The following is a 23,787-nucleotide window of genomic DNA, read 5'->3' as shown; positions in this document are numbered from 1 at the left end:
CGCCACGTGGCACGCAAGGCGGCGGTCACCCCGGTCCTGTCACCGTCCGGCGAAGCATCCCTGGCGATGCTCGCGGGCGTGGGTCCGGCCGTGGCCGCCAAACTGCAGGCGCGTGGCCTGGCCACCCTGCAGGATCTCTGGCTTCACCTGCCGCTGCGTTATGAAGACCGGACCCGGCTGACCCGCATCGAAGACCTGCGCAACGGCGTGCCGGCACAGGTGGAAGGGCGGGTGGTCGCAGTCGAGCGCGGCATGCGTTACCGGCCGATGCTGAAAGTGGCTGTGGAAGACGAAGGGCGGGGCACCCTGGTGCTGCGCTTCTTCCACTTCCGCCAGCAGCAGGTCGGCCAGTTCGCGGTCGGCAACCGGCTGCGCTGCTTCGGCACGCCCAAACCGGGCCAGCTCGGCCTGGAAATCGTCCACCCCAGCTACCAGGTACTGGGCCGCAACGACGATCCCGAACTCGGTGACCGCCTCGACCCGGTGTATCCCACCGTCGAAGGCGTCGGCCCGATGACCATGCGCAAGCTGATCGGCCAGGCGCTGGACCGCCTGCCCGAGGAAAGCGCGCTGGAACTGCTGCCCAGCGGCTGGCTCGACGGCCTTGGCCTGCCGTCACTGCGCAGCGCGCTGCTGACCGTACACCGGCCGCCACCGGATGCCGACCTGGCCGCGTTGGCCGCCGGCACTCATCCAGCGCAGCGTCGCCTGGCAATGGAAGAGCTGCTGGCCCACCACCTCAGTCTGCGCCGCCAGCGCATTGCCCTCCAGGCGCACCACGCACCGCCGCTGGCCGGTCCCGGCAAGCTGGCCAAGGCGCTGCTGAAGCAGCTGCCGTTCGCGCTGACCGGCGCGCAGGCGCGCGTGTTCAAGCAGATCCGCGAAGACCTGTCGCGGCCCAGCCCGATGTTGCGGCTGGTGCAGGGCGACGTCGGTTCCGGCAAGACCGTGGTCGCCGCGCTGGCCGCGATGCTGGCGGTGGAGCAGGGCAAGCAGGTCGCGTTGGCTGCCCCCACCGAGCTGCTGGCCGAACAGCACCTCAACAACCTGCGCGGGTGGCTGGAACCGCTGGGCGTGCGCATCGCCTGGCTGGCCGGCAAGGTCACCGGCAAGGCGCGCGCCAGGGTGATGGAGCAGGTCGCCAACGGCGAAGCACAGGTGGTGGTCGGTACCCACGCACTGATGCAGGAGGCGGTGGTGTTCCAGGACCTGGCCCTGGCCATTGTCGACGAGCAGCACCGCTTCGGCGTGCACCAGCGGTTGGCGTTGCGCGACAAGGGCGCAGGCGGCAACAGCGTGCCGCACCAGCTGGTGATGACCGCCACACCGATTCCGCGCACGCTGGCAATGTCCGAGTACGCCGACCTGGATGTGTCGGCCATCGACGAACTGCCGCCGGGCCGCACGCCGGTGCAGACCGTCGCACTCAACAATGACCGTCGCCCGGAATTGATCGAGCGCATCGCACTGGCCTGCCAGGAAGGGCGTCAGGTCTACTGGGTGTGCACGCTCATCGAGGAAAGCGAAGAACTGGATGCCACGCCCGCGCAGGCGACCTACGAATCGCTGCAGGCGCTGCTGCCGGGCGTGCGCGTGGGGCTGGTGCATGGCCGCCTGAAGGCCGCTGAAAAGCTGGCGACGATGGTGGCGTTCAAGGCCGGCGACATCGACCTGCTGGTGGCGACCACCGTGATCGAAGTCGGCGTGGACGTGCCCAACGCCTCACTGATGGTGATCGAGAATGCCGAGCGTCTGGGTCTGGCCCAGCTGCACCAGCTGCGCGGTCGCGTGGGGCGTGGTTCGGCGGTGTCGCGCTGCGTGCTGCTGTACCAGGCGCCGCTCTCGCAGATGGCACGCGAGCGCCTGCAGACCATGCGCGAAACCAACGATGGTTTCGTCATCGCCGAAAAGGATCTGGAGCTGCGCGGTCCCGGCGAACTGCTGGGTACCCGGCAGACCGGCCTGGCCGGTTTCCGCATTGCCGACCTGGCCCGCGATGCCGGCCTGCTGCCCGGCGTGCACGACCTGGCCGAGCGCCTGCTGGACCAGCAACCCACGCTGGCCGATCGTGTGGTGCAGCGCTGGATCGGCACCGCCGTGCGTTACGCCTCGGCCTAATGCCGCCTTGGTGGGTGTGGACCTTGGTCCACACATCCACGCATGGCGTAGATCTACATCGCGCTGCGCGCGGGAGTCGAGCAAGGCTCGACTCTACAGACAGCGCTTTCGATCATTTCCATGTTCATCCACGCATTGCGTGGATGTGTCGACCAAGGTCGACACCTACCAACATCCGCCGTTCCGACAGACCGCGGAAATCTGTCGAAGGCGGGGTGGGTCCGGTTGAGGGGGTGTGAGCGGCATGGATGCCGCGACCAAGCCCCCATGGATGGGTTTACGGCGTCCCCCTCAGCCGGACCCACCCCGCCATCTCACGGAATGCAGGCTTTTGACGTTGACGTTGACGTTGACGTCGCCTCTGCGGGTGCAGGGCACAGCCCTGCCGAACCCCAACCCCCCGTACTTGCAACGGTCATCATCCCGGTCCACACTTCGTTGCCGATCTGAAGACGGCAACGATGACCCACAAGATCCCCCTGTTGATCGACACCGACCCCGGTGTGGACGACGCCCTGGCCCTGCTGATGGCCTTTGCCGATGAACGGCATGACGTGGTCGCCCTGACCATCGCCGCCGGCAATGTCGGCCTGCAGTACACCGTCCGCAACGCCCTCAAGCTCTGCGACATCGTCGGCCGCGCCGACGTGCCGGTGTTTGCCGGCAGCCCGGATCCCCTGCTGCATCCCTCCGTCGACGCTGCCCACGTGCATGGCCGTGATGGCTACGGCGACGTCGATCTGCCGCCGCCGAGCCGCCAGGCCGAGGCCGAGCACGCCGCACTGGCCATCCTGCGCCTGTCGCACGAGCACGCCGGCGAACTGATGCTGGTGATGCTTGGCCCGCTGACCAACCTTGCCCTGGCACTGAAGCTGGACCCGACCCTGCCTGAGCGCATCAAGCGCATCGTGGTGATGGGTGGCGCGGTCACCTGCCACGGCAACATCACCCCGGCGGCCGAATTCAACATTGCGTTCGATCCGGAAGCGGCGCACGTGGTGTTCACTTCGTTCAAGCACCTGCTGGTGTCGGACTGGGAGGCTACCGTCGCCCATGGCCTGCCGCTGCAGGACGCCGAGACGTGGCTGCAGGCCGATTCCGATCGCGCCCGCTTCTACGAGCTGATCTCGCGCAAGACCCGCGGCCTGTCCGAAGACAGCAAGGGCGGGCGCTGGTACACCGCCGATGCGGTGGCCATGGCCTGGGCGCTGAACCCGGAAGGGCAGCTGCAGGTCGAGTCGCGTCCGCTGAACGTGGAGCTGAACGGTACGTTCAGCCGCGGCGCCACCATCGTCGACTGGAACCGCCAGACCGGCCAGCCGGACAACTGCGATCTGCTGATGGCCTACGACCAGCAGCGTTTCGAGGCCCTGGTGCGCCAGGCCCTGGGCGCCGACTGAAGTTGATTGACCGGCACCGGTTGCCCCGGGCGGCAACCGGTGCTTATAATGCCGCTCTTGACCACCAGCCCATTTACGGTGTGAGCCCATGAAGGCCGATATCCATCCGAACTACCGCGACGTCGTCTTCCATGACGTCACCTCCGATTTCAAGATCCTGACCCGCTCGACCATGGCGACGAAGGAAACCATCCAGTGGGAAGACGGCAACGAATACCCGCTGGTCAAGGTTGAAATTTCCTCGGCTTCGCACCCGTTCTATACGGGCAAGCACAAGGTCATCGACACCTCGGGCCGTATCGACAAGTTCCAGAAGCGCTACGCGCGCTGATCTGTCGATCCAGCTTCGAACCGACGGCCGCGCTCTGCGCGGCCGTTTGTTTTTCCCCAACGCCAACCCAACGGGCGTTTGGATGGACGGAACACTGCGTTCGTGTGACCACGCTTTTGCCGATCCGGGCCGCTCAACGGCCGGCGTCTGGCCGCCTGTCGTATACGACTTCTGTCTAGCGCCGGGCAAATGCTGCTGTGCGATAATGATCTGATCCCCGGCACAGGCCGAGGACGTCATTCACGTGCCTGACCAATGCGCTTGGGCAGGCGCCTTCCCATGAAGGAGCGCACACAGTGTCCGATCTTGATCAGGTCACGCTCAACGCCGGCGACAAGTCGGTCGTTCTGCCCGTCATCAAACCCACCCTTGGCAACGACTGCGTCGACATCGCGAAGCTGACCAAGGAAACGGGGTATTTCACCTACGATTCCGGCTTCACCGCGACGGCCAGCTGCAAGTCCGCCATCACCTACATCGACGGCGACAAGGGCGTGCTGCTGTACCGCGGCTACCCGATCGAACAGTTGTCGGAAAAGTCGAGCTACGTCGAAGTGGCCTACCTGCTGATCAACGGCGAGCGCCCGAGCGCCGAACAGCTGAAGGCCTTCACCGACGAGCTGGCGGCTGAAGCCAACGTCGATGAGTCGATCAATACCCTGATCGGCAGCTTCGCCAAGGATGCCCATCCGATGGCCATCCTGACCGCCGCCATCGCGCAGCTGTCGGCCATCTACCACGACTCGCTGGACCTGTCCGACGCCGAACAGCGCCGCCAGGCCGCCGTGCGCCTGATCGCCAAGGTGCCGACCCTGTCGGCGCTGATCTACCGCCACGGCAAGGGCCTGCCGGCCAACAAGCCGGACACCTCGCTGGACTACGTCAGCCGCTTCCTGAAGCAGACCTTCGAGTCGGCTGATGGCCAGTACGATCTGAACCCGGACGTGGTCAAGGCGCTGGACCTGCTGTTCATCCTGCACGCCGACCACGAGCAGAACGCCTCGACCTCGACCGTGCGCCTGGTCGGTTCGACCGGTGCCAACCCGTACGCGTCGGTCGCCGCTGGCGTCACCGCACTGTGGGGTCCGGCCCACGGCGGTGCCAACGAAGCCGTGCTGAAGATGCTGGAAGAAATCGGCACCGCCGACAATGTCGAGTCCGCCGTGGTCAAGGCCAAGGACAAGACCTCGGGCTTCCGCCTGATGGGCTTCGGCCACCGCGTCTACAAGAACTTCGACCCGCGCGCCAAGGTCATCGGCGAGATGACCAGCAAGGTGCTCAAGCAGCTGGGCGTGCAGGATCCGCTGCTGGACGTGGCCGTGAAGCTGGAACAGGCCGCGCTGCAGGACGAGTACTTCGTCGCCCGCAAGCTGTACCCGAACGTCGATTTCTACAGCGGCATCATCTACAAGGCGCTGCAGATCCCGACCGAGATGTTCACCGTCATGTTCGCCCTGGGCCGTACCTCCGGCTGGGTGTCGCATTGGCTGGAACAGCAGGTTGATCCGGAAATGAAGATCGGCCGTCCGCGCCAGGTCTACACCGGCAGCGACGTGCGCGACTACCAGGGCTGATCGCCCGCGTAAGTTGTGCCGAAGACGCCCCGCATCCGCGGGGCGTTTTTTGTTTTGGCTCCGGTAGCTGCCAACCTTGGTTGGCACGCTTTCGACACTCGGCAAAAATCATCCACGCGTGGCATGGATCTACCGCGCTCCCGCTTTTTGGTAGGTGCCAACCTTGGTTGGCACGCTCTTCACCGCGCCAAGACCGCGTGATTCAAGGGTCTCGCCAGCTTCACAAGCGCTCGCGCAGCCTCAGGACGCCAGCTGCATCCGCAGCATCTGATCCGGAGCGTCCGTCCCATGAGTACCCGATTCGACCCCCCCGAGCGCGGCCCGCTCGACCCTGTTATCGCCACCCCCATCGTCGCCCCTCCAAGCGAAAGCGCCGTGTCCTGGGGCGCGATCTTCGCCGGCGCCGCCGCTGCCGCTGCACTCTCCCTCATCCTGCTGATTCTCGGCGTGGGCCTGGGGCTGTCCTCGGTGTCGCCGTGGTCGTTCGAAGGCGTCAGCAAGGAAACCTTCGGTTGGTCCAGCATCATCTGGCTCACCTTCACCGCGCTGGCGGCTTCGGGTCTGGGTGGCTATCTGGCCGGACGCCTGCGTACCAAGTGGACGCAGATCCACGGCGATGAAACCTACTTCCGCGATACCGCACATGGCTTCGTGTCGTGGGCGGTGGCCACGCTGCTCACCGCCGGTCTGCTCACGTCGGCCATCGGTGGGGTGCTGGGCACGGGCGCGAAGGTGGCAGGTGCCACGGCTGGTGCCGCAGTATCCACCGCCGGCGTTGCCGCAGCGGGCGCCGGTAGCGTTGCGGCGGCTACGCCGGAAGGCGACCTCAACTACTGGGTGGACTCGCTGTTCCGCAGCGCCACCAGCGCAGGGCCGTCTGATCCCGCAGCGCCGCCTCCGCCGGGTGCGCCGAGGGATTCGAATGCGGCACCGCCGCCGACACCGAACGCGGGCCCGCGCGAGATTGGCATGGCCCCGCCACCGCGTCCGGTGCCCGGCAATGGTCCGCTGGGTGATCGCCGTGAAGTGCGTGCCGAGGTGAATCGCATCATCGTCAACAGTCTGCAGGGAGATGGCCTGGATCCGGCCGACACCCAGTACCTGTCCCAGCTGATCGCGCGCGAGACCGGCATGAGTCAGGCCGAAGCGCAGGCCCGCGTGACCGATGTGCAGACGCGCATGCGTGCTGCGCTGGAGAAGGCCAAGAACACCGCCAAGCAGGCCGCCGACGACGCCCGAAAGGCGACTGCCTATGCCGCACTGTGGCTGTTCATCACCCTGCTGATCGGCGCGTTCTTCGCCAGCCTCAGCGCTACCTGGGGCGGCCGCCGCCGCGACCTCTAACCCGTATTCCGTGCAAGGAGACCTGTCATGAAAATGATTCTGCTCTGGTTGTTGGGCGTGCCGATTCCGCTGCTGATCCTGTACGCGATCTTCTTCTGATCACGCGCCAACGCGAAGTCCACGCATGCGTGGATGGGTATTTGTAGAGTCGAGCCGTGCTCGACTGCTGTTCGCGCGGACGTGCGAGTCGAGCGCGGCTCGACTCTACAAAAAGCAAAACACGGCAACCAGACATCCATCCGGAACTACACCTCTGAATACTGGCTCGGCGAACACCCCAGTTCGCGCCGGAACGCGGCGGAAAACGCGCTGGGACTCGCATACCCCAGGTCCAATGCCACGCGTGTCACTGCCTGCCCCTGGCCCAGCCGTTCGATGGCTGCCAGCAGGCACACCTGCTGCCGCCACTCGGCGAAACTCACTCCGGTATCCGCGCGGAACGTCCGCGTGAACGTGCGCCGGCTCATGCCTGCATCCGCAGCCACCTCATCAAGCCCGATGGTGAGCGAGGGCGCATCAAACAGCGCCCGGCAGACACGCGCCAGGCGTGCATCGTCAGGCAACGGCGCATGCAGGGAAAGCATCGGCATCGACGCGATCTCCGCTACCAGCAACTGCATCAGCTTGCCCGCATGCCCGTCCTCGTCGTACAGCGCGGGCAGGTCCACTGCGCCTTCCAGCAGCTGCCGCAGCAACGGCGAAACGGCATATACGTGGCACTGTGCCGGCATCGCCACCGCGGCGGCCGCGTCGATGGAAAGGAATGCGTTGAGCATCGTCACCGGCCCGCGCATTGTCATCTCGTGGGCCAGCCCGGCCGGTACCCAGCAGGCGCGCCGTGGCGGCACCAGCCAGCGCCCCTGCGGTGTCGTCACGCTGATGGTGCCGCGCACGGCGAACGCGAACTGGCCACGTCGATGGGCATGGCGGGGAAAGGTGGACGCTGCCGCGTAGTCGTTCGAGGTGACCACGACATCGCGCGGCAGGTCTTCGTAGGGATCGAGCAGCGAATTGCGCATGGCCCGGATTCTATAGCGGTTGACCTGCCATCGACGGTGGGCCGGGCCTGTGCTGCCTAGCATCAATACTCTTTCTGACTGTGGCGATTCTTCATGGCCAACACTTTTCATCGCGTGGGGCAGGGGCCTCACTCCGTCCTGGTCCTGCATGGTTGGTTCGGCGACGCACACGCGTTCGAACCGATCGAGCCGTGGCTGTCGCGCGACCACTTCAGCTACATCTTCATGGACTGCCGTGGCTACGGCGGCATGCGCGACGTGGCGGGGCAGTACAGCATCGACGAAATCGCCCGTGACGCACTCTCGCTTGCCGATGCACTTCAGCTGGAAACGTTCAGCGTAGCGGGGCATTCCATGGGAGGCATGGCGATCGAGCGCATTGCCGTGCTCGCCCCGCAGCGGGTGCGATCCATGCTGGCCATCGCGCCCGTTCCCTGTGGCGGCATTGCCTATGACGCATCCACGCGAGGACTTCTGGAGAGCGCTGCCGGCAGCGTGGCCAGCCGAAGGGCCATCGTCGATCGCAGTACTGGCGGCAGACTGCCTGCAGCCTGGCTGGATTGGAAGGCCCGCTATTCAATGGAGCACTCCACGCCTGACGCGTTTGCTGCCTATCTAGCCGCCTGGGCAGATACGGATTTCAGCGACGAGATCGTCGGCGAGCACCGGTTGAAGGTGGTGGTTGGTGGGAATGATCCCACTTTCAACCGATCACTGATGGAGCGCACCTATCTGCGTCGCTACCGGCAGGCCACGCTGGAGGTTCTGGAGGATGCAGGACACTACCCGATGAACGAAACACCGTTGGCTCTGGTGGCGGCCATGGAGTCCTTTCTGTTGTCATTGCCCAGGAGGTAGAGTCGACTGTCAGGCGACTCGCGCGCCACGCGAACAGCAGTCGAGCGCGGCTCGACTCTACAAGAAAGCAAAGCAATGAGGTTTGTTGTATTCAACGAATGAGGGAAATTGCATAACCCTGGAAGGTTGAGCTAATTCAAAGATTCTTCTTAGCGTTCAACGTTTTAGGAATGTTTGCATGGCCTGCATGGCAATGGATTTCTAACATTCTCTCCGTCGCCCGCAACCACCTCTGCGGGCGGCGCCTCCCTCCCTTGTTCCCTAAGGGAGGGAGGCTTTCTTATTCCCCTTGTCCGAGAGAGACACCCCATGCACGCCATCATCAAGAAGGCCGCGCTCGCTGCAGCGCTGGCCACCGCATCGCTGTCCGCGCACGCCATCGAGGCCAACATCACCCTGCGCGCCAACGTTGATCCGTCGCTGGCCCTGCTCAAGTCCGATGGCACGCCGCTGACCGACGCGGCAGAAATGAGCCACAACCCGATCAATGGCCTGACCCCGTTCACCGAGAGCGTGCGCATCTTCAGCAATGACGTCGATGCCGACGTAGAGGTCCGCCTGGGCCACGCCGCTGAACTGGTGGCCACCGCCGGTGCCCCCGGCACGGCCAACGTTCCGCTCAGCGTTACCCTGAACAACCGTGCGCTGACCACCACCACGGCCGAGTTCCTGGCCACCGATCTGTTCCCGGGCTCCAACATCCCGGGCGCCTCGATTGAAATGCCGCTGCGCGTGGCGCAGACCACGCAGGCGCCCATCACCGCCAAGGGCTACTACGAAGGCGTGGTCAACATCGTGCTGAACCAGAAGCCGTAACGCACCTCCCCCACGGCCGGCCCTGTCGGGGCCGGCCGGTTTCAGGCACGTCCCCCTATGAAGAATTCCGCACCCGCCGTCACCCGGCTGGCGGTGGCGCTCGCCCTGGCGTTGGCGGCGCCCGCCGTTATCGCCAGCAATGTTCCGCCAGGCTTTGAAGACCTGGTGGAAGGCCAGCTGGAACAGCTCGACATCCGCCTGCCGGGCCGCTCGGCGGGGCTGTCGCCTGTGCTGGTCACCCTGGAGACCGTGCAACTGCAGGAGCCGGCAATGGCATTGCAGGCGCTGAATCTCACTCCCGAGGCGCAGGCCGCGCTGTTGCCCGCGCTGTCGCAACCGCTGCCGCGCAACAGTCACCTTGCCTGCCGCCACGGGCAGGAAAGCACCGGCTGTGGTTACCTGCCCCCGCCGGAAGAATCCAATGACGTGCGCGCGATCTACGACGAAGGGCAGGGCGCCATCGTGCTGTTCTTCGCACGCCAATGGCTGCCGGTGGATGATCCGGCAGCACATCGCTTCCACACGGTCACCGCCAACGCGCAGAACGCATTCCTGCACCAGCAGGTGCTCAACGTCAGCGGCGGCGACGGCTACCAGGCGTTGGCTGCACAGGGCACCGGCACGCTGGGCGTGCTAAGCGATGGCCACGTCGGTGTGGAATGGAACTACAGCCGCCAGCAGCAGCGGCAGCAGCGCACGCGCGACCAGTTCCAGATCGACAGCGCTTACTACCGCAACGACCTGGGCCAGCAGCACTATCTGCAGGCCGGGCGCATGGACCGCCGCAACCTGGCCAGCCCGCAAGGCGGCACCTTTGGTTTCAGCATGCTGCCGCTGGATCGCTTCCAGGGCCTGCGCGTGGGCACCACCCAGGCTTACCTCGACCCGGACGGCGCCGTCGATGCGCTGCCGGTCACCGTGCTGCTGGCCCGCAGTGCGCGGGTGGACGCCTTCGATGGCGACCGCCTGCTGCAGACCTTCTACCTGGACGCGGGCGTGAACCAGCTCGATACCCGCCGTTTCCCGTTCGGCAGCTACACCGTCACCCTGCGCATCTACGAAGACGGCGTGCTGGTGCGCAGCGAGGACGCACCCTTCAACAAGGGCGGCGATTGGACCGACACCAGCGTGCAGTGGTTCCTGCAGGCCGGCCGCCGCCATGAGCGCCGCGACGATGGTTTCAACGGCGAGATGGCCGCGCAGGCCGGCATCCGCATACCGTTCGCGCGCGACCTGGCGATGACCGTCGGCGTGGCCGACATGAGCAGTGCCAGCTACGGCGAGCTGCGCGTGGACGCGCGCCGCCAGTTCCGCACCCAGGAATACCGTGCCAGCGCCAGCGTGCTGCGCGGCAGCGATGGCAGCCATGGCGTGCAGAGCCAATTGTCGTACCGGCGCTGGGCATCATGGAATGTGTACCACCAGCGCCTGCGCGGCGCCGCCTGCCAGCGCACGACGCCCAGCCTGGAGCGCATTGGCTGCATGGACGCGCTGAGCGCGTCGGTGGCGCTGCCGCTGGCCGGCGGCAACGTCTATCTGGGCTACACGCGTCGCCAGACCTATCGCCCCAGCTGGGTGCTGCCGGGGAGTGACGACGACCGCTGGCAGGGCCTGCCCGGCGTACTACCGCCACCCGGTTTCATTCCCGAGCTGCGCCCGGCGTATCAGAGCCGCGCGCTGCAGGCCAGTTACAGCCGCAGCCAGCGCTGGCGCGATTTCAACCTGGGCCTGCGCGCAGGCGTCTGGCAGCAGCGCAACGAAGGCAGCAGCGTGAGTCCCCGCGACCGCGGTATGTTCCTCAGCGTCACCCTGTCGCGCCTGCATGTGCGCAGTGGCAACAGCCACCAGCACCGGTATGCAGTGGATGTGCGGCAGCCGCAACACGCGCGCCCGGACGTGCAGTACAACGCCGGCCAGACCTATCGCCGCGATGAGATCAGCGGCGCACGCGAGCTTTCGCTGGATCTGCGTGGCAACAACCAGGACCGTTACAGCGCCGGCATCAGCGGCCAGCTGCAGGGCGCGCATGGGCAGACCAGCGGCGCGGCCAGCTGGTACCAGCAGCGCAATGGCACCCAGCTGTCCTACAGCGCCAGCCACACCTCCGGCCTGGCCCTGACTGCCAATGGTCTGTTCTGGGGCGGGCAATCCGGCGCCGATGCCGGCCTGGCTGTGCAGGTGGCCGATACCGACGATCTTGACCTGACCGGCGTGGCCGCCGAACTGCAGGTGGGTGGCCTGCGCCGCCAACGTCTGCGTATCGGCGAACGTCGCCTGCTGCCACTGGCGGCCTACCAGGTGCATCGCGCCGAAGTGCAGGACGCCACCGCACACGATGGCCAGGCCGCCGTGCGCGTGGGCAGCAGTGGCGGTGCGCAGCCGTTGTTCCTGGCACCGGGCAAGGTGGCGCGTATGCCGGTACCGCTGGAAGTGACCTACACCTTCATCGGCAATGCACGCGACATCGCCGGCCTTCCCGTCGGCGGCGCCCGCATTCTCAACGCACCGGTGCCCGCCGTCGGCCCCAGCGGTGGGTTCATTGCGGACTTCCCGCGCCGCGAAACCACGCTCTATCTGCTGCGCAACGAACAGCTGCTGCAGTGCCCACTGCAGGTGCGCGAACGCCGCAGCGTGGTGCTGCTGGTGGGAACAGTGCAGTGCGAGCCGCTTGGCGTGGCGCAGTTGCCGCCGACCATCCGCCAACAGGCGCGGGTGCAGCGGCTGCTGCAGGAAAACGCCTTGATCGCGGCCACGCCGCAGACCGCTGCTGTGGGAGAGACGAAGTGAAGCGTTCGTGGGTTTGGGTGGTGATGTTGGTGGGGGCGTTGGTGGTGGTTGTGCCGCGTGCTTCGGCGCAGCGGCCACCGGACAAGGATCCGCAGGGAGACGACCAGACCATTGTGATGAGTTTTGATCGTTCCTCTCCGCCGGGCGACATCACGCTGTGGCCTGATCGAACGATGCTGGCGTATGAGGCTGCGGGGACGCGCGGATACGGAAGTCTCTTCTTGACCTGCATATCTTCCACCGACTCTGAGCGCGGACGCTGTCCGACGGAAGACTCGCACGAGATCGCGCCGAATCGTAAGACGAATATCTCTCTGAGATTCGTAGAGAGGCGGTCTGGAATGAGGCGGGATATCAACGTCGAAGCGTTCATTCGTCGTGCCGACGCGACACCTGCATGCAGCTTTGACTATTGGGAAAGCTATATAAGACCGATCTCTTCATCTTTCGGTGAATTCTGCACCTCGGATGCCCCAGCTGGAACGGGGGCTGGAATTACTGTGCCTGCGAGCGAGCTTGCTCTTCTTACTGCGGGGCATTGGGACGCTACGCTTCACCTTGATCTGCGTCTGCCGCCAGCGCAACACCTTCTGAGCTATACCTTCACCTTCGACCTCACCATCACCGATCACAACAACGTTGCGATCTACTTCCCGCTGTTCGACTTCTCAGCCCCGCTGGTCGATCTGAACCTGCAGTACAACCCGATCAGTCGCCCCCCAAGCATCGGCGGCAGCACCGTGCTGGACATGTGCCTGTATGACGGCCTGGGCTCGCAGAGTGAGTTCCTCGGCGTGACGGTACGCAACCGCGACCCACGCCCGCCGGGGCCCAGTGGATTCTCGGTCTGGCACCAGGACGGCGCCAACACAGACCGGGATCGCGTCGACCTCAATATCAGCCTCGACCACGATGGCCGCAAGGTGCGCATGGCCAACGGCGTTGAACAGGAACTACGCGGCATCGACACCGCCAAGCTGCGGCTGGTGGTGCTGCCTGGCATGACCCAGCCGGTCTTCTGCGTGCCCACCCCGCTGACGCTTGAGACACCGTCGTTCGATGCGTCCAGCAAGCGCAATGGCACTTACGAAGGCGAGCTCCAGGTCGAGCTGCGCCTGCCAACCTCCCGCCCTTGAGTTGCGAGGCAACATGATGAATCTCCGTATCCGCTATCTCATTTCACTGTCGCTGCTGCTGGCCGCCCCGGCCTCGGCCAACCTGACCGTACATCCCATGCGCTCGGCTGTCGGCCCGGAAAAAGGCACGCAGATCCGCGTGTACTCGCAATCCACCCGCGCCCAGTATGTCCAGGTGGCGATGCGCCGCATCGTCAACCCGGCCGCCACGGACGAACGCGAGGTGGAGCTGGACCCGAGTGAAGCCGCTATCGCGATCACGCCGGGAAAGTTCGCGCTCAGCGGCGGTGGCAACCGCTTGATCCGGGTCATTCCGCTGCAGCCCGTGCAGGAAGAACAAGCCTACCGCGTGTACTTCGAAGGCGTGCGCGGGCCAGATGATCGCCCGATGGAAACGGCAGTAGACGGCGCGCGTGCCAACGTCGGTGTGAGCCTGGTATGGGGCGCGTTGGTGAACGTGGTGCCCGCTGATGGCGTGGTGAACCTGGATCTACGCAACGGCACCCTGCACAACACCGGCACGCTGCGCGTGGGTCTCACCAGCGTGGCCGACTGCAACGCCAGCGGCGCCTGCACCGCGCACGAGCTGCACCGCAGCCTGTACCCCGGCACCACGGTCGAATTGCCGTTCCAGCCAACGCCTGGACACACCCTGCAGCTGCGCTACCGCCTGACTCAGGGCGGCTACCGCGAACACGTGCACAGCATTTCCCTGTGACTCCTACCCCCCCGCCGCGTGCTGGGCGCCGGCGGGTGTTCTTTCCCTCTACTGTTAAGGAGATTCCGCATGAATCGCATCTATCGACGCATATGGTCCACTGCCCGGCGCTGCTGGGTGGTGGCCAGTGAACTCACCTCGCCGCGTGGCAAGCCGTCGTCCACGGCGGCGGCTTCTATCACTGCGTGTGTGCTGCTTGCCTCAGGTGGCGCTGTATTCAACGCGAGTGGTGCAATATTCAATGAGAGTTGCGACCCATTCATCGCGGATTACTACCAGTGCACACCCTCCTGGGGGCATGACGACGCGCGCATCTACACTGTGGTTGGCCGGAATGCCAGAAACTCACTGGTGACAGGCAACGGCACAGAAATCGATGGTGCGTACTCCACGTTGTTCGGTCACCGCTCCAGGACATTCGGCGATATGAACGCGGTGTTCGGTTACAACGCACTTGCCTCGAAGGGCTACTCCACCGCAGTAGGCGCGTACTCGCGCGCGGAAGGGGTAGGAACCATTGCCTTGGGCAATGACTCCCGGGCGTACTCGGAGAATTCGATTTCGGTCGGAAGTGGCGCACGGACCAGCGATAGTTCTGCAGGCGTATCGAGGATCGCTATCGGTGGGAATGCCTATGCCGGGTCTGCGGGCTACACCGGTGCAATCGCATTGGGCGGAAACGCCCGCGCCGAGTACGATGCACTGGCGTTGGGTCACGGTGCAAAGGCCACGGCTATTGGCGCCGTCGCTCTGGGCCGCAATTCACAGGCGACTGAATCCAACTCCGTGTCGGTGGGCAGCGCGAGCAGCAAGCGCCGCATCGTCAACGTGGGTGACGCGCGCCTGTCCGCCAGCAGTACCGACGCGGTCACGGGCAAGCAGCTGCATGCCACCAACCTGAATGTCACTGCCGCGACCACCACCGCCAATGCTGCGCGAACCACCGCCAACACCGCCAAGACCACGGCTGATGCGGCGCTTGCAAAGGCGAATCTCTCCAGCGATCTGATCGGCCAGACCGCCGCCAACGGCAGCGTACTGCTGGGCGCCGGCAACACCGGCACAGTGTTGGATGTGAAGAACAAGAACGGCATCAAGCGTCGCATCCAGAACATCGAAAATGGTGCAGTCAGCGCCATCAGTACCGATGCAGTGACCGGGCAGCAGCTGCATGCCACCAACAGTCGTCTGGACGCCAACGCTGTTGCCCTAGGGGCCGGTGCCGTGGCGGAGTCGCCGAGCTACGGCATCAGCACGGCATTGGGCGCGCAGGCCAAGGCTTATAACGGGCAGTCACTGGCATTGGGCGCTGACGCGCGTGCCGGTGTCGACCGCGAGGGCAACAAGGCCGCCGGCATCAATGGAAGCGTCGCGGTGGGTGCGCTGAGTCGCAGCGGCAACGGTGCCGTGGCGCTGGGTCAGCGCAGTTCTGCAGTGGGGGATCGTGGTATCGCCGTAGGCAATGATGCAGTAGCCAATGCGACCCACGCCACAGCGGTGGGCTTCCAGTCAAAGGCGGGCGGCAACCAGGCGACAGCACTCGGTCGCGGCGCACAGGCTTATGGCGTCTTCGCTTCGGCTCTGGGCAACATGGCCAAAGCGAACGCGGAAAGCAGCGTAGCTCTGGGCGACCGCGCACTGTCCCAGCATGCAGGCAGTGTGGCGTTGGGTAGCGGTTCGCAGACGAGTGCAGCCAATCAGGTCTCTGTAGGCAGCGCATCGGTAAAGCGCCAGATCGTGAACGTTGCCGATGGCGCGGTGGGCGCCGGCAGCAATCAGGCCGTGACCGGCAATCAGCTGCACGCCACCAATCAAGCCGTTACCACAGCCCGTACCACTGCGGATTCGGCACTGGCCAAGGCCAACACAGTCTCCGGCCTGGTCGGTCAGACGGCTGCCGCCGGCAACGTGCGCCTCGGCGCCGAGAACACCGGCACCGTGCTGGACGTGCGCAACAAGAACAACGCCAGCCGCAAGATCACCGGTGTGGCTGACGCCACGCTCAGCAGCACGAGCACGGATGCGGTCAGTGGTCGCCAGCTGACGGCCACCAACAGCAATGTCACTGCCGCCCAGAACGCAGCCACCGCAGCGCAGACGACGGCGACGAGTGCACGCACCGTCGCCGACAGTGCGCTGGGCAAGGCGACTGCGTTGGAGGGGCTGGTGGGCCAGACCGCTGCCGCCGGTAGCGTGCGCCTCGGCGCCGAGAACACCGGCACCGTGCTGGACGTGCGCAACAAGAGCAACGCCAGCCGCAAGATCACCGGTGTAGCAGACGGCACGCTCAGCGGCACGAGCACGGATGCTGTCAGCGGTCGCCAGTTGACGGCCACCAACAGCAACGTCACTGCCGCGCAGAACGCCGCTACCGCTGCGCAGACGACAGCAACGGCGGCACGTACCGTCGCCGATGGCGCGTTGGGCAAGGCAACAGCGTTGGAGGGGTTGGTCGGCCAGACCTCGGCAAACGGCAATGTTCGCTTGGGTGCGCAGAACACCGGCACCGTGTTGGATGTGGCCAACAAGACCGGAGTGAAGCGACGCATCTACAATATTGCCAACGGTGTACTCAGCGCTGGCAGCACCGACGCCGTGACCGGCCAGCAGTTGTTTGCCACAAATACGTTGGTAGAGGGAAACGCCAGCCAGTTGAAGGGGCACGCACAGCAGTTGCTCGCACAGGATGGTCGCATCGGCGACAACCGCAGCGACTTGGACAAGCTCCGCGAGGAGATGGACAACTTCGATCCCGATCTGGAAGGGGTGGTGAAGTTCAGTGATGACCGGAGTTATGTGGACCTGGAAGGCGCGAGGTTGGAAGGTGTTGCGGCCGGGGATATCAGTTCGGCTGCCAGTACGGATGCGGTGAATGGTGGGCAGTTGTTTGCTACGAACGAGCGTGTAGCTCGTATCGAGGACCAAGCTAAGTATCTTGCTGTTGGAGCCGGCGGGCCGGGGAAGGCGGTCGAAGTTGGATTGGGAGCGGTCGCACTCGGCGATTCTGCTATCGCTTCCCCTGATACTGAGGGCGCAGTGGCACTGGGTAGTTTCTCGCTAGCAATGGGGAAAAACTCGGTAGCACTTGGACGAGCTTCACAAGTCACCTCTGACGCAGAAGGGGGGTTTGCATTGGGAGTTCGCTCTCTTGTGGAAGAGGTAGGAGGGGTGGCACTAGGGTCAACGAGCTCTGTACGGCAGGGCGCGGTGAACGGCGTAGCCATTGGCAATGCTTCGATAGCGACCGAGGCAGACTCTGTATCTTTTGGCCATGCTAGTTACAAGCGCAGGTTGGTCAATGTTGCACAGGGGACGAGTTCCACTGATGTCGTTGTGGTCTCTCAGTTCGAACAGGCGCTCGCTGCGCTTGGTGGAGGTGCAGGCATCGATTCAAGTGGCGATGTGATTTCGCCTGCTTACCAGATACAAGGCACTGTCCACAGTACGGTCGGTGACGCGCTCACTGCTCTGGATGGCGCCGTGATCAGAAGCGATGCGCGCATTGAGAACGTGGAAGACAAGTACCGCGCGTTGTTCCAGGAGAGTTCTGGTTCGCTGGCCAATGGATCGAATCAGTTGGCGTTCGCTGGTGCGAATGGCATGGTGCTGACAAACGTTGCAAACGGCCGTATCGCGGCTGGCAGTCGTGATGCGGTCAATGGTGACCAGCTTCATGCGGCGCAGGAGCAGATCGACCGCAATCGGTCCGATCTGGATTTACTGCGGGATGAGCGGGGGCCAGCGGCTTCCGCATCTGCACCGAATCAATCCGGCGCAATTGACTTCGGTGGCGCGCGTTTGACAGGTTTGAGTGCCGGCGACATCAGTTCGATTGAAAGCTCAGATGCGGTTAACGGTGGTCAGCTGTTTGCCACAAACGCCCGGGTTGCGAAAATCGAGGACACGGGACGGTTCATCAGCATTGGACGAGACGGCCAGAGCACTGCCGCACAATCGAGTCTCTTTGGTGTAGCTATCGGCGATTCTTCCGTAGCTAGTCCAACTGCCGAGGGCGGTACTGCTGTCGGAGCATTCGCTAACGCAGGGGCAGTCAATTCAGTCGCACTTGGACGGGCAGCCTTCGTCGAGGCGTGGGCTGATCGTGGCTTCGCTCAGGGGGTTGGCGCGCGCGTATCAGAAGCGGATGGCATCGCCATCGGTGCGTATAGCAAAGTTCTGGCTGGCGCTTCCTATTCCGTAGCGATTGGCACTTACTCTGTCGCAACGGAGGACTACGTAGTTTCATTCGGTTACGACAACATAAAGCGTCGTCTCGTCAACGTGGCTAATGGCAGGTCGGCCACCGATGCCGCCACCGTCGGACAGCTACGTGGCGCCTTTGCAGCACTGGGCGGCGATGTTGACACCAACGGCAACATCATCGGCCCCCGTTTCAACGTGCAAGGCGGCACGCAGTCCACGCTCGACGCTGCCCTGCAGTCACTCGACGGCGCGGTAACTATCAACGCCTCCCGCGTAAACACCGTCGAACACCAACTCCGTTCCGTATTCCAGAACACCCCCAGCATCCGCAGCGACGGTCTCCCCCAGCTCAACCTCGCCGGTGCCAACGGCATGGTCCTGGGCAACGTGGCTAACGGCATGATCGCCGCCGGTAGCCGCGATGCCGTCAACGGTGGCCAGCTGCACGCCATGCAGCAGCGCCTGGATGGCCGCATCGACGGCATCGAGCAGCGCATCGATGACCAGCCGCAGGCACAGGGCCGGAGGATGGCCAGCGCCGATGCACCGACCGAATCCACCGCGCCGGTCACACCGGATGAGCAGGGCAGCAAGGCTTCCGGCACACCCACTCCGGCATCCGCGGGCGATAGCCCCACCGGCAAGATTGCCAGTGCCGATGGCGGCAAGCCCGCAGCGGACGAGTCGCCCACGCCGCAGGTCAGCACCCGCGACCTGGAGCAGATGCTGGAGCGCGCCAACCAGTACACCGACCAGGCCACCGCCGGCATCGAGCGCCGCCTGGAGAAGATGGACAAGCGCTTCAACCGCATGGCGGCGATGAGCAGTGCGCAGAGCGCGATGGCGATGAACACCGCCGGCCTGAATACCTACAACCGCCTGGGCGCGGGCGTGGGCTATGCCGAAGGCGAGTCGGCCATGGCGGTGGGCTACCAGCGCGTGTTGAACGACAAGGGCTCGGCCACCTTCAGCCTCAATGGTGCCTTCACCAACAGCGGTGAACGCAGCATGGGCGTCGGCGTAGGCATCGGCTGGTAAGGCATGGAGCCCCGGCACGACGCGCGTAATCCACCCCGTCGCGCCGGGGTCCTTGCTGAGGAGATGGCAACGTATGGTTGGGTAAGCCGGTTCATCAGCTACCGCACGTTCTACGTTTGGCGGGCACGGTTTTACTACCACACCCGGTATCTGGACGTCTGGATGCTGGCCAGCGTGCTGTGCTTCCTGGGGGTAGTGGCGTTGCTCTGGTACTACTGGCGGTTCACCAGTGTGCCGCCTCCGCGCGTGCATCCGCAGGTAGCTGCGCTACGGGTGGAGGGCATCACCAACGAGGCGATCCACAGGATTGTTCTGGTGCGCCATGGTGGTACTCCCCCCGGCAAGCCGTTCTCCACGCCGGAGGAGATCCGGGCCAGCACGGTGCGTACGATGCGGGTGCGGCAAGTGCTGGATGGCGAGGTGGCATGGCGGCTGAAGGCGAACCTGCTGGCGGATATCGCCGATTACATCGAGGCGACCGCGGGCTGCGTGCCGTATCAATGTACATGGGTGCAGGCGCACATCAGCCAGCTGCGTGGGGCCGCGACGGAGAACGCGGGCATCAACAGGGCGTTGCAACCCATTCTGGAGGGCCCGCGTGATCTGGTGCCCGGTCTCACGAGCGTCGATCGCCAACGGGTGAAGAGCGGCTGGTCGGATTCGTTCAGTGACATCTTTCACCAGGTATGGCTGTTGAACGATCTGCAGACCATGCACGCGCGGATGATGGCGGAGTACCCCAAGCGTGCGCCTGCACCGTGGTTGCCGGAGTGGTTGATTGGCACGGAGCCGACAACCGGTAATGGCATGCCGCTGTAAAGCATTGGCCATGCTGGGTGGCGCCCGCGGGTGCCACGCATTTGTAGAGTCGAGCTTGCTCGACTGCTCTTCGGCCAGCCATCGAGATGCCTGAAGCACAGTGCGGACCAACGGTCCGCACCCACCAAGACTGGCGCTACCGTCACCCGCCGATGTAGGCAGTAATTTCCGCCTCGGCCAGCACCTGCCGCAGCTGCGCCACGGACGCGCGCCGCATCGGCTTCTCATCCACCGGCGACAGCGGGGCCTGGCGCAGGGCGTCGTAGGGCAGCACGGCCAGGTCGAAGGTCAGTTCTTCGGCACTGAACACCCACACCGGCACGTCCAGGCAGCGTTCGCGGTCCATCCGCAACCGGCGCGTCCGCGATTCGGCGGGAATGCCGTGTTCGTCCAGGAAGCGGTGCACGGCTTCCGGGTCGTCACTGTGCAGGTGCAGCTGCACGGGGCTGTTGGCGTCGGCGGTGCCCTCCAGCACCGGGCCAGCCAGGCGAGGGGCGAAGCCGTGCAGGAACTCCAACGCACGCATGGCAGCCTCGCGGCGGCGCTGCAGTTCGTTGCCATGCTGGGGGCCGGAGAACAGCCGCTGGTACTCGCGCAGGGCGTCTTCGATCTCGGTGTTGCGGGGCAGGGAGGCATCGTCGTGGATGCCGAGCCGGCTGGCGGCCTTCAACTTGGCCTGGTGGTAGTCGCGGATGCCGCCTTCGGCCATCAGGCGGGCGGCTTCGTGGGCGAGGCGGTGGCGCCGCTCGCGGGTCTGGCTGGCAGCATGCTGACGGGCGCGATGCATGCGATGACTCCCTGTTGCGACCTGGCTACAGACTAGCGCACGGATGTGACATCTGCGTGGGTATGGCGGATGCAACCGCTTTGGTGGGTGCCGACCTTGGTCGGCACGGGGCGCCAACCGATGTTGGCAACTACCGGGGCAGCATCGGTGCCAACCAACGGTTGGCACCCACCAACGCTTCGGTAGGTGCCGACCTTGGTCGGCACGGGGCGCCAACCAAGGTTGGCAACTACCGGGGCGGCATCGGCGCCAACCAAGATTGGCATCTACCAGAGCGGCATCGGCGCCAGTCAAGGTTGGCATCTACCAGAGCGGCACCCGCCGAACCCTTCCTCAGAAGATATCGAACGCGGCGGCGTCGGCCTGCGGCGTATTGAGGTTCAGGTCGTAGTCGGTCAGGCGGTCCATGTCTTCCACCTTCACCCACTCGGTCGCGCCGTTGAGGGTGGCCTGGACCATGCCGCTGGGCGGCTCGTTCTGCGCGATCGGGGTGTCCTTCAGCGCGGTGCGCATGTAGTCGATCCAGATCGGCAGGGCGGCCTTGCCACCGTATTCGCGGTAGCCCAGCGAGCGGAAGTCGTCGCGGCCCACCCACACGGTGGTCACGTACGGGCCACCGAAGCCGGAGAACCAGGCGTCGCGGTGGTCGTTGGTGGAGCCGGTCTTGCCGCCCACGTCCTCGCGGCCGAGCACCTTGGCCTGCACGCCGGTACCGCGCTGGACCACGTCGCGCATCATCGACACCAGCTGGTAGGCGGTGCGGGCGTCGATCGCGCGCGGGGCGGTGCGGGCATCGGGGTTGACCGGCGCGGCCGGGGTTTCGGTCTTGGCTTCGGTCTTGGCCGCAGCGGCCGGGTCCACCTTCGGGGCCGGGGCGCCGAAGTTGAAGCCGTCCACCACCTGGTTGACCGGCTGGTCGCTGCTGCCTGCGCAGTCGCGGCAGGCCAGTGCCGGGTTTTCCTTGAATACCAGGTTGCCGTCGCGGTCATTGACCTGGTCGATCAGCCAGGTGTCCACGCGCGAGCCGCCATTGGCGAACACGGCGTAGCCACGGGCCACCGACAGTGGGGTCAGCGAAGCGGTACCCAACGACATCGACAGGTTCGGCGGCAGTTCGGATTCGGCGAAACCAAACTCGCTGATGTACTTGCGCGCGTAGTCCACGCCCATGCCATCGAGCAGGCGCACCGAGACCAGGTTGCGCGACTGCACCAGCGCTTCACGCAGGCGCATCGGGCCGCGGAAGCCGCCGCCGTCGTTCTGCGGGGCCCAGGTCTTGCCGCGGCGGTCGCGGAACACGACCGGGGCGTCGAGCACGATCGAGGCCGGGTTGTAGCCCTTGTCGAAGGCGGCCGCGTAGACGAACGGCTTGAAGCTCGAACCCGGCTGGCGACGGGCCTGGGTGGCGCGGTTGAACTTGTTGCCGGAGAAGCTGAAGCCACCGACCAGCGCTTTCAGTGCGCCATTGTGGGCATCCAGCGAGACCAGCGCGGACTGGCCGCGCGGGATCTGGTCCAGCAGCCATTCACCTTCCTTGGCACCGGCCCGCACGCGCACGATGTCGCCGCGCTGCACCAGCTTGCCCGGGGTCTTGTTGGTCCACTTGGCAGCGCCGGCCGGCAGCACGATCTCGCTGCGGTTGGCCAGCACCACGGTGGCGCTGCCATCGGCGCCGGTGCTGGCGACGATGGCCGGCAGCAGGCCGGCCTGGCCGAACATGCCGCGCAGGTGCTCGGCCAGGGCAGCGGCGTCTTCACCGGCACCGACCGCTACCTGCTTCTCCACGCCGTGCCAGCCGTGGCGGTGGTCGTACAGCAGCAGGCCGTCGCGCACCGACTGGTTGGCGGCGGTCTGCAGGGTGGAGTCGATCGTGGTGGTGACGTGGTAACCCTTGTTGACCACATCGCCGCCGAAGCGGGCGATCATTTCCTGGCGCACCAGCTCGGCCACGTAAGGGGCATCGACCTGCACCGGCGGCTCATGCGCGGTGGCGTGCATCGGCACGGCCTTGGCCGCGTCGGCCTCGGCCTGGCTGACGAACTTCAGGTCGGCCATGCGCTGCAGTACATAGTTGTCACGGCGCTGGCGGGCACGCTCCGGGTTGGAGATCGGGTTGCCCGAGGACGGGAACTTGGGGATGCCGGCCAGCGAGGCCATTTCGTCCAGGTCCAGCTCGTTCAGCTTCTTGCCGTAGTAGAACTCGGCCGCGGCGGCCACGCCGTAGGCGCGGTTGCCGAAGAAACTCTTGTTCAGGTACAGCTCGAAGATCTCGTCCTTGCTCAGCTCGGACTCGATCTTCCGCGCCAGCAGGATCTCGGCCAGCTTGCGGGTGTAGCTGTACTCGGAGCTGAGGAAGAACTGGCGGGCGACCTGCTGGGTGATGGTGGAACCACCCGGCACGCGCTTGTCGTTGGTGGTGGCGAGCAGCCACACCGCACGGCCTATGCCCATGTAGTCCACGCCGCCATGCTCGTAGAAACGGGCGTCCTCGGTGGCCAGGAAGGCCTGCTTCAGGCGCTCGGGCACGTCCTTCATGGTGATCGGGGTACGCCGGGTCTCGCCGAACACCGCCATCAGCTTGCCGTCGGCAGCATAGACGTACATCGGCTCCTGCATTTCCACGTCGCGCAGGGTCTGCACGTCGGGAAGCTTGGAGGACACGGCGTAGTACAGACCGCCCACGGCGGCCGCGCCGATCAGCGCCAGGACCAGGACAATCAGGAAGATCCAGCGCAGCCAGCGGCGGAGTCGAGTCATCGGGTTCAGATTCCGATTGCGAATTTCGTGGTCGCAGAGTATAGATTACGCAAGGTGGCGGCTGGGGTCGTCGCCGGGGAGC

15 protein-coding genes are annotated in these 23,787 nt (G+C 65.2%); 12 read left to right on the top strand and 3 right to left on the bottom strand.

What is annotated here, in order from left to right; genetic code table 11:
* Positions 1–6 precede the first annotated feature (6 nt).
* The 5 genes from recG (at position 7) to R1H25_RS12700 (ending at position 6,767) form a co-directional block, all read left to right on the top strand.
* A complete protein-coding gene (recG, locus tag R1H25_RS12720) occupies positions 7–2,118 on the top strand; it encodes an ATP-dependent DNA helicase RecG (RefSeq protein WP_241881333.1) in 2,112 nt (703 codons plus the stop codon).
* Positions 2,119–2,579: 461 nt separating this feature from the next.
* Positions 2,580–3,518, top strand: a complete 939-nt coding sequence (locus tag R1H25_RS12715; protein WP_317223755.1) for a nucleoside hydrolase — start codon at positions 2,580–2,582, stop codon at positions 3,516–3,518.
* Between the two features lie 88 nt (positions 3,519–3,606).
* Complete coding sequence (locus R1H25_RS12710) at positions 3,607–3,849, top strand: type B 50S ribosomal protein L31 (protein ID WP_005410871.1); 243 nt, start codon at positions 3,607–3,609, stop codon at positions 3,847–3,849.
* Positions 3,850–4,145: 296 nt separating this feature from the next.
* On the top strand, positions 4,146–5,423 hold the full coding sequence (locus R1H25_RS12705) for a citrate synthase (protein ID WP_317223754.1): 1,278 nt from the start codon (positions 4,146–4,148) through the stop codon (positions 5,421–5,423).
* 288 nt (positions 5,424–5,711) lie between these two features.
* Positions 5,712–6,767: a hypothetical protein gene (locus R1H25_RS12700; RefSeq protein ID WP_317223753.1), complete on the top strand. Its 1,056-nt coding sequence runs from the start codon at positions 5,712–5,714 to the stop codon at positions 6,765–6,767.
* A 245-nt stretch (positions 6,768–7,012) separates the two neighbouring features.
* Here the strand turns inward: R1H25_RS12700 and R1H25_RS12695 are convergent, their stop codons facing one another.
* Positions 7,013–7,786, bottom strand: a complete 774-nt coding sequence (locus R1H25_RS12695) for a helix-turn-helix transcriptional regulator (protein ID WP_317223752.1) — start codon at positions 7,784–7,786, stop codon at positions 7,013–7,015.
* A gap of 93 nt (positions 7,787–7,879) precedes the next feature.
* On the opposite strand from R1H25_RS12695, the gene R1H25_RS12690 reads away from it, so the two are divergent.
* The 7 genes from R1H25_RS12690 (at position 7,880) to R1H25_RS12660 (ending at position 20,161) form a co-directional block, all read left to right on the top strand.
* Positions 7,880–8,644 (top strand): alpha/beta hydrolase, encoded by a 765-nt coding sequence (locus R1H25_RS12690; RefSeq protein ID WP_317223751.1) that lies wholly within the window; start codon positions 7,880–7,882, stop codon positions 8,642–8,644.
* A gap of 309 nt (positions 8,645–8,953) precedes the next feature.
* Entirely contained in the window at positions 8,954–9,460 is a 507-nt protein-coding gene (locus R1H25_RS12685; RefSeq protein WP_317223750.1) for a CS1 type fimbrial major subunit, read from the top strand.
* Between the two features lie 57 nt (positions 9,461–9,517).
* Positions 9,518–12,247: a TcfC E-set like domain-containing protein gene (locus R1H25_RS12680; RefSeq protein ID WP_317223749.1), complete on the top strand. Its 2,730-nt coding sequence runs from the start codon at positions 9,518–9,520 to the stop codon at positions 12,245–12,247.
* Positions 12,244–13,383: a CfaE/CblD family pilus tip adhesin gene (locus R1H25_RS12675; protein WP_317223748.1), complete on the top strand. Its 1,140-nt coding sequence runs from the start codon at positions 12,244–12,246 to the stop codon at positions 13,381–13,383. The genes R1H25_RS12680 and R1H25_RS12675 overlap by 4 nt, the downstream gene beginning before the upstream one ends.
* Positions 13,384–13,399: 16 nt before the next feature.
* Positions 13,400–14,101: a pilus assembly protein gene (locus tag R1H25_RS12670; protein WP_317223747.1), complete on the top strand. Its 702-nt coding sequence runs from the start codon at positions 13,400–13,402 to the stop codon at positions 14,099–14,101.
* Between the two features lie 69 nt (positions 14,102–14,170).
* Complete coding sequence (locus R1H25_RS12665) at positions 14,171–19,342, top strand: ESPR-type extended signal peptide-containing protein (protein ID WP_317223746.1); 5,172 nt, start codon at positions 14,171–14,173, stop codon at positions 19,340–19,342.
* 63 nt (positions 19,343–19,405) lie between these two features.
* Positions 19,406–20,161, top strand: coding sequence for a hypothetical protein (locus R1H25_RS12660; RefSeq protein ID WP_317223745.1), 756 nt, complete (start codon positions 19,406–19,408; stop codon positions 20,159–20,161).
* 142 nt (positions 20,162–20,303) lie between these two features.
* Here R1H25_RS12660 and R1H25_RS12655 read toward each other — a convergent pair whose 3' ends face one another.
* On the bottom strand, positions 20,304–20,948 hold the full coding sequence (locus R1H25_RS12655) for a hypothetical protein (protein WP_075676367.1): 645 nt from the start codon (positions 20,946–20,948) through the stop codon (positions 20,304–20,306).
* A gap of 333 nt (positions 20,949–21,281) precedes the next feature.
* Positions 21,282–23,705, bottom strand: coding sequence for a penicillin-binding protein 1A (locus tag R1H25_RS12650; RefSeq protein WP_057501399.1), 2,424 nt, complete (start codon positions 23,703–23,705; stop codon positions 21,282–21,284).
* Positions 23,706–23,787 lie beyond the last annotated feature (82 nt).

It is taken from the genome of Stenotrophomonas veracruzanensis (genome assembly GCF_032911525.1).
GTDB classification, from domain to species: Bacteria; Pseudomonadota; Gammaproteobacteria; order Xanthomonadales; family Xanthomonadaceae; genus Stenotrophomonas; species Stenotrophomonas africana.
Note: the sequence above shows the minus strand (reverse complement) of the source record. Positions and strands in the feature narration are given on the sequence as shown.